The following is an 8,185-nucleotide window of genomic DNA, read 5'->3' as shown; positions in this document are numbered from 1 at the left end:
ATGCCGAACGACGAGACTCCGGCCCGCCGCACCCGTCCGGCCTCCGGCCACGGGCGCTCCTCCGTCACCAGCTCCACACCACCGGAGGCCCAGTCCACATGCGGGGTCGGCTCGTCCACATGCAGCGTGGCGGGGACGACACCGTGGCGCATGGCCATGATCGCCTTGATGACCCCCGCGACTCCGGCCGCCGCCTGGGTGTGGCCGATGTTGGACTTCACCGACCCCAGCAGCGCGGGCCGGTCGGCGGGCCGGTCCTGGCCGTACGTGGCGAGCAGCGCCTGTGCCTCGATCGGGTCGCCGAGCGCCGTTCCCGTGCCGTGCGCCTCGATCACATCCACATCGGCCGCCGACAGCCCCGCATCCGCCAGCGCCTGCCGGACCACCTGCTCCTGGGAGAGGCCGTTGGGCGCGGTGAGGCCGTTGGAGGCGCCGTCCTGGTTGACCGCCGTGCCACGGATCACGCCGAGCACCCGATGGCCGTTGCGGCGGGCGTCGGACAGTCGCTCCACCAGCAGCATGCCGACGCCCTCCGCCATTCCGGTGCCATCGGCCCCGGCCGCGAACGCCTTGCACCGGCCGTCGCGGGCCAGCCCGCCCTGACGGCTGAACTCGGTGAAGATTCCCGGGGTGTTGAGGACGGTGACCCCGCCGGCCAGGGCCAGCGAGGACTCGCCCCGACGCAGCGACTGCACTGCCAGATGCAGGGCCACCAGCGATGACGAGCAGGCGGTGTCCAGGGTGATGGCGGGCCCGGTGAGCCCGAGCAGATAGGCGATACGGCCCGAGGCGACACTGGCGGTCTTGCCGGTGAGGAGATAGCCGTCGACCGCCTCCGGCGCCTCGTGCAGCCGTGGCCCGTACTCCTGGTCCATGGTGCCGACGAACACGCCGGTACGGGTGGCGCGCAGCGCGTCGGGCGCGATGCCCGCCCGTTCCAGCGACTCCCAGGAGGTCTCCAGCAGCAGCCGCTGCTGGGGGTCCATCGCCAGGGCCTCGCGCGGGGAGATGCCGAAGAAGCGGGCGTCGAAGTCCGTGGCCCCGTCGATGAATCCACCGCTCCGGGCGAAGCTGCTGCCGGCGCCCTCGGTGCCGTGCAGCCGTTCCAGATCCCAGCCGCGGTCGTCCGGGAACGGCGAGATGGCGTCCCGTCCGTCCGCCACCAGCCGCCACAGGTCCTCCGGGGAGCGCACGCCACCGGGGAGGCGGCAGCTCATCCCGATGATGGCGATCGGCTCGTCGGCGTCGGTGGCGACCTCCGGGGTGGGTGCGGAGGACGGACCGGCGGCGGTGGCGTTGAGGTGTTCCGCGAGCCTGGCCGGGGTCGGGTGACTGAAGAGCGCGGCGGGGGAGAGGCGGGTGCCCAGCGCGGCGTTGACGCGGTTGCACAGATCGCTGAGCGAGATCGAGTCGAAGCCGAGGTCCTTGAAGGTCCGTCCGGTGTCGAGTTCGGCCACCGTCGTATGTCCGAGGACGGCGGCGGCCTGGGCCCGCACCTGATGAACCACATCAAGGCTCGCGGCACCCGCGGTGGCCGCCGGAGACGCCACGGTGCCGAACCAGTGGCGCCGCCGGTGGAAGGCACGGCCGGGCAGCTCGGCCCGGCGGGCGCCGGTCCCGGCGAACACCTGCGCCCAGTCCGGGGCGGCTCCACGCACCCACAGCTCGGCCAGCGAGAGCAGCACCCGCTGCGTGCCGCCCTCGCCCCGGCGCAGGGTGCCGACGGCGAGGCCGCCCGTGTCCTGGACGGCGGTGGTGAGCACGGGGTGCGAACTGCTCTCCAGGAAGAGGGAGTTGCCATCGGCGATCAGGTGCTGGACGGTGTCGTGGAAGCGGACCTGTTCGCGGAGGTTGCGGTACCAGTACCCGGCGTCCAGTGCCTCGCCCGCGATGGGGGCGGTGGTGACGGTCGAGTACATCGGCACGTCCCCGGCGCGCGGCGCGACCGGCGCCGCGCGCCGCAGGAACTCCTCGCGGATCGCCTCGACATGCGGGGTGTGCGAGGCATAGGCCGTGGTCACCGTGCGGTGGCGCAGCCCGGCGGCCTCCGCCCCGGCCGTGACCTCGGCCAGCCCCTCCGGGCTGCCCCCGACCACCGTCGCACCGGGGCCGTTGACCGCGGCGATCCATACGTCGTCCCGGTCCGCGAGCAGCTCGGCCGCCCGCTCCTCCGACGCGCCGATGGACGCGAGACCGCCTCGGCCGATCAGCGCCCCCGCGAGCCGGCTGCGTACGGCGATCAGCCGGGCACCGTCCTCCAGCGACAGCGCTCCGGCCACGCACGCGGCCGCGATCTCGCCCTGGGAGTGGCCCACGACGGCTGACGGGACGACGCCGAGCGAACGCCACACCCGCGTCAGCGAGACCATCACGGCCCAGAGCGCGGGCTGCAGCACCTCCGCGCGCTCCAGCGCGGCGCCGTCCTCGGTCTCCCGCAGTACGTCGAGGAGGTCCCAGTTGGTGTGCGGGGCCAGGGCCTGGGCACAGCGGTCGATGGATTCGGCGAACACCGGGGAGGCGTCGAGCAGTTCGGCGGCCATGCCCACCCACTGCGAGCCCTGCCCCGGGAAGACGAACACCGGACCGCCGGCCGACTCGCCGGCCACCCCGTTGACCACATGGGCGGAGGGCTCACCGGAGGCCAGCGCGTCCAGCCCGGCCAGAAATCCGTCGCGGTCCCCGGCCACCACCACGGCACGGTGCTCCAGGGCCGTCCGGTGCTCGCCGAGCGACCATCCGATGTCGGCGGCGGAGACATCGCCGTCCGCCGAGCCGTCCGCCAAGCCGTCCGCCGAACAGTCCGTCGCGAACGACCTCAACCGGGCGGCCTGCGCCCGCAGCCCGATCGCCGTGCGCCCCGAGATCACCCACGGCAGCACCTCACCACCCCACGCGCCCGCGACGCTTTCGGCCGCACTCGTGGCGAGTGAGACCGCCGGAGCCTGCTCCACGACGACATGGGCATTGGTCCCGCCGACGCCGAAGGACGACACCCCGGCGATCAGCGGCGCATCCGGGCGCGGCCACGCCGACAGCTCGGTCTGCACCCGCAGATTCCACTCCTCCAGCGGAATCGCGCGGTTGGGGGAGCGGAAGTTGAGGCTCGGCGGGAGATGCGCCGCCTTCAGGGAGAGCAGGACCTTGATCAGGCCAGTGATCCCCGCGGCCCCTTCCAGGTGGCCCACGTTCGTCTTGGCGGACCCCACCAGCAGCGGCCGGTCCTTCGCCCGCGCGGCGCCGATCGCCTCGGCCAGCGCCGCCGCCTCGATGGGGTCGCCGACGGGCGTGCCGGTGCCGTGCAGTTCGACGTACTGCACCTCGTCGGGGCCGACCCCGGCCGCGGCGTACGCCCGGCGCACCACCTCCGCCTGGGCGGTCCGGCTGGGGGTGGTGAGGCTGTCCCCGCCGCCGTCATTGTTGACCGCGGCGCCGCGCAGCACTCCATGGATCCGGTCGCCGTCGGCGAGCGCGCGGGCGAGGGGTTTGAGCAGCACCAGACCGCCGCCCTCGCCGCGGACGAAGCCGTTGGCCCGGGCGTCGAAGGTGTAGCACGTGCCGTCGGGGGAGAGCCCGCCGAAGCGTGCGGCGCTCAGCGCGCCGTCGTACGCGAGATTGAGGTGGACCCCGCCCGCGAGCGCGGTGTCGCATTCGCCGTTGCGCAGGCTCTGGCAGGCCGTGTGCACCGCGACCAGCGAGGACGACTGGCCCGAGTCCACCACCATGCTGGGGCCGCGGGTGCCCAGCAGATAGGAGAGCCGGTTGGCGATCATGCCGCGCTGGAGGCCGGTCAGGGTGTGATGGGTGACCGCGGAGTCGCCGCCGTGCCGCCGCAGCAGCGTGGCGTAGTCGTCGTTGATGGCGCCGACGAACACCCCCGTCCGCCCTTGGGCGAGCCGGGCCGGTGTGAGGCCCGCGTCCTCCAGGGTTTCCCAGCCCAGTTCGAGCATCAGCCGCTGCTGGGGGTCCATGGCGGCGGCCTCGCGCGGCGATATGCCGAAGAAGTCGGCGTCGAAGTGGTCGACCTCGTCGAGGAAGGCGCCGAATTCAGTCCCCGCTTCGGTTTCCGCTTCGGCTTCCGCATCGGCTCGGGCCCCGGACCCGCCGTCGGATTGACGCGGGGTCCATCGGTCTTCCGGTACGGCAGTGACCGCGTCCGCGCCCTCGCTGAGCAGACGCCAGAATTCCTCGGGCGTCCGGGCCCCCGGTAAACGACAAGAGAAACCGATGACCGCTACCGAATCATGGACATCGTGATGCCATGGCGAATCGGCGACTGTGGACAACTAGGTACACTCCCCCGTGACCTGGTGACCTGACCTGTTTATCGCGCGTGAAAACAAAGATCAACTGCCGCGAAGGTACCTCAGCGTCCGGCGGGTGCGCAAGCATGTTCGGGAGCCGCTGCTCGGGTCATGTTCCCCTGGTCACAGGGTGGTTGATTGCGGCCCTTCGTTTTCGGCGAAAGAAAAATGGATGGCGCCCCGGGCGGGGACGCGCTACGGTTTCTCCGTTCCGTGCGGGCCGAGTTGGCCCGTGTTGCCGCGCGTTGAGGAAAGCAGGAGGTGAGGACATTGATGACGGTCTCGGTGGCGAGCGTCGCTCGCGTTCAGGAGTTCCTCATTTCCACCCCTGCGGCCTCCGGCTGACACCTCTTCGGAGGCCGCCCTTCGAAGGGTTTCCTCCGTGTTCAACACTTCTTCCGACTCTTCTGGCTCCTCTGGCTCCTCTGACTCCGCGTCTCCGTACTCCCTCTCCGCCTATGGCTGGGACGACGGCTGGGCGGAGACGTTCACCCCGTACGCCGCACAGGGGCTGGTGCCCGGCCGGGTGATCCGGGTGGACCGTGGCCAGTGCGATCTGGTCACGCCGAGCGGCCTGGCCCGGGCCGACACCGAACTGGTGACGCCGCGCGATCCGATGCGGATAGTGTGCACCGGCGACTGGACCGCCGTGGACGCCGAGGGCGATCCGCGTTACGTCCGTACGCTGCTGCCGCGCCGTACCGCCCTCGTGCGGTCCACCTCCTCCAAGCGCTCGGACGGCCAGGTGCTGGCGGCCAACGCCGACCACGCCGTCATCGCCGTCTCCCTCGCCGCCGAGCTCGACCTGGGGCGTGTGGAGCGGTTCACCGCGCTGGCCTGGGAGAGCGGCGCCCAGCCGCTGCTCGTCCTCACCAAGGCCGATCTGGTGCCCGACCCGGAAACCCTCGCCCACCTGGTGTCCGACACCGAGACGGCGGCGCCCGGTGTGCGGGTGCTGCCGGTCAGCTCCGCGACGGGGGAGGGGCTGGACGAGCTCGGTGCCCTGCTCGCCTCCGGCACCGCCGTGCTGCTCGGCCAGTCCGGCGCGGGCAAGTCCACGCTGGCGAACGCGCTGGTGGGCGAGGCCGTTCAGGACGTACGGGCGATCCGCGACAGCGATGGCAAGGGGCGGCACACCACGACCACCCGCGATCTGCTGCCCCTGCCCTCGGGCGGGGTGCTGATCGACACCCCGGGGCTGCGTGGGGTGGGGCTGTGGGACGCCGAGGGCGGTGTCGCACAGGCGTTCGCCGAGATCGAGGAACTCGCCGAGCGGTGCCGCTTCCCCGACTGCGCCCACCAGGTTGAGCCGGGGTGCGCGGTGCTCGCCGCGATCGACGACGGCTCGCTGCCGGAGCGGCGGCTGGAGAGCTATCGCAAGCTGCTCCGCGAGAACGAGCGGCTCGCGGCCCGTACGGACGCGCGGCTGCGCGCCGAGCTGCGGCGGGACTGGAAGCAGCGGCAGGCGCTCGGCCGCCACATGATGGAGCGCAAGCGGGGGCCGATGCGCGGGCGGTAGCGGTACGCCCAGGGCCGGGCCGGGGCGGTGGGGTAGGGCCGTGCCCCGTCCGGCCCGGCCTGGGGGTCACTGTGCCTGTCCGGTCCGGCCGGGGGTCACCGTGCCTGTCCGGTCCGGCCTGGGGGTCACCGTGGCTGTCCGGTCCGGCCTGGGGGTCACCGTGGCTGTCCGGTCCGGCCTGGGGGTCACCGTGGCTGTCCGGTCCGGCCTGGGGGTCACCGTGGCTGTCCGGTCCGGCCTGGGGGTCACCGTGCCTGTCCGGTCCGGCCTGGGGGTCACCGTGCCTGTCCGGTCCGGCCGGGGGGCCACCGTGCCCGGCCGGCCCGGCCCGGGGGCCGACCGAGACCGGCCGCGGTCAGTCCACGCTCCGGGTCTTGGCCCCGGGCACGTCCTCCAGGCCCCAGCTGTACACCCAGCGCGGATGGATCCGGATGACCTCGTCGCTCAGATGGGCGCCGAGGTCATGCGGCCCCGTGCGCCGTTCCGCCTCGCCGCGGATCTCCACCCCGCACACCATCCACGGCTGCTCGCTCACCAGGCTGTCGACGACCAGCGCCACCCTCGGATTCGTCCCGGTGTTACGCCACTTCTTCGTCCTGCCCATTGCGTAGCCGCCGATGTCGACCGTGCCGTCCTCGTTGAGGAAGAACGCCACCGGGTTCGCCTGCGGCTGGCCCTGCGCGTCCACGGTGGCCAGCCGGCCGATCCGCTGCGATCTGAGGTAGTCGGCCTCGGGTTCGGTGAAAACAGTCATGCGATCACTGTCGCGCGGCCGGGACCCGTGCGCAGGGGACGCGGGGCAGGGCCTTCCGACGCGGGGCAGGGCCTTCCGATGCGGGGCAGGGCCTCCCGGTGCCGGGAGCGCTCGGCCGAAACGCCGATTGGGGTGGCTGTGCACGGTAACTCGACGCCACGATGACCCTGCGAGGCCCCGGAGGCCCTGCGACGGTGATACGAGCGAGAGAGCGGGTTGCGATGAATCAGGCCACGGACGAGTACGACGTCATCGTGCTGGGCGCGGGCCCGGTCGGTGAGAATCTGGCCGACCGAACCCGCGCGGCCGGGCTCTCCACGGTGATCGTGGAGCGTGAGCTGGTCGGTGGTGAGTGTTCGTACTGGGCCTGCGTCCCCAGTAAGTCGCTGTTGCGCCCGGTGCTCGCGCGGGCCGAGGCACGCCAGGTGCCGGGGCTGCGGGAGGCGGTCGGAGGGTCGCTGGTGGCCGCCGAGGTCTTCGCCCACCGAGACAAGCAGGTCGGCAACTGGGAGGACGACGGCGCGCTCACCTGGCTGGAGTCGGCCGGGATCGATCTGGTGCGCGGCCATGGGCGGTTGGTCGGGCCGCGGCGGGTCGCGGTGACGCCGCCGGACGGATCCGGTGGCGAGGAACGGACCCTCACCGCCCGCCACGCCGTGGCCGTCTGCACCGGCACCCGGGCCGCGCTGCCCGACATGCCCGGGATCGCCGAGGCCCGGCCCTGGACCAGCCGGGAGGCCACCAGCTCCGCCACCGTGCCGGACCGACTGATCATCGTGGGCGGTGGTGTGGTGGCCGCCGAGATGGCCACGGCCTGGTGCGGCCTCGGCTCGCGCGTCACCGTGCTGGTACGCGGCTCCGGGCTGCTGAACCGGATCGAGCCGTTCGCGGGCGAGCTGGTCGCCGAGACGCTGAGGGAGGCCGGGGCCGAGATCCGCACCGGTGCGTCGGTGAAGGGCCTCGCCCGGCCGGGCGGGGTGGCGGGACCGGTCACGGTGACCCTGGAGAGCGGGGAACGGCTCGAGGCGGACGAGGTGCTCTTCGCCACCGGGCGCGCCCCGCACACCGCGGACGTGGGCCTGGAGACGGTGGGGCTCGAACCGGGCGGCTGGCTGACCGTCGACGAGACCTGCCGCGTGACGGACGTCCCCGACGGCTGGCTGTACGCGGCGGGCGACGTCAACCACCGAGCGCTCCTCACCCACCAGGGCAAATACCAGGCGCGCATCGCGGGCGCGGCGATCGGGGCACGCGCTGGGGGCGTCGAGCGGCTGGACACGGGCCGCTGGGGCGAGTACGCGACAACCGCGGACGAGGCGGCCGTACCGCAGGTCGTCTTCACCGACCCGGAGGTCGCCGCGGTCGGGCTCACCGCGGAGCAGGCCGAGTCCGAGGGCCGCAACATCCGCGTCGTCGACTACGACATGGGCCAGGTCGAGGGCGCGGTCCTCTACGCGGACGGCTACCGCGGCCGCGCCCGCATGGTCGTCGACCTGGACCGGGGCCACCTGATCGGCGTCACCTTCGTGGGCCCCGGGGTCAGCGACCTGCTCCACTCGGCGACGGTGGCGGTAGCGGGCGAGGTCCCCATCAACCGCCTCTGGCACGCGG

General features: G+C 73.0%; 4 protein-coding genes. 2 read left to right on the top strand and 2 right to left on the bottom strand.

The genetic code is table 11. From position 1 onward, the window contains the following. A partial coding sequence (locus GWI24_RS35990; RefSeq protein WP_210950240.1) for a type I polyketide synthase occupies positions 1-4,283 on the bottom strand: 4,283 nt, incomplete at its 3' end. 400 nt (positions 4,284-4,683) lie between these two features. On the opposite strand from GWI24_RS35990, the gene rsgA reads away from it, so the two are divergent. Then, positions 4,684-5,820 (top strand): ribosome small subunit-dependent GTPase A, encoded by a 1,137-nt coding sequence (rsgA, locus tag GWI24_RS35985; RefSeq protein WP_210950239.1) that lies wholly within the window; start codon positions 4,684-4,686, stop codon positions 5,818-5,820. Positions 5,821-6,175: 355 nt separating this feature from the next. On the opposite strand, the gene GWI24_RS35980 is transcribed toward rsgA, so the two are convergent. Further along, complete coding sequence (locus GWI24_RS35980) at positions 6,176-6,574, bottom strand: PPOX class F420-dependent oxidoreductase (RefSeq protein WP_210950238.1); 399 nt, start codon at positions 6,572-6,574, stop codon at positions 6,176-6,178. Between the two features lie 221 nt (positions 6,575-6,795). On the opposite strand from GWI24_RS35980, the gene GWI24_RS35975 reads away from it, so the two are divergent. After that, on the top strand, positions 6,796-8,185 hold a 1,390-nt coding region (locus GWI24_RS35975; RefSeq protein ID WP_210950237.1), incomplete at its 3' end, for an NAD(P)/FAD-dependent oxidoreductase.

Source organism: Streptomyces sp. MK37H, from assembly GCF_018035285.1.
Lineage (GTDB): Bacteria > Actinomycetota > Actinomycetes > Streptomycetales > Streptomycetaceae > Streptomyces > Streptomyces endocoffeicus.
Note: the sequence above shows the minus strand (reverse complement) of the source record. Positions and strands in the feature narration are given on the sequence as shown.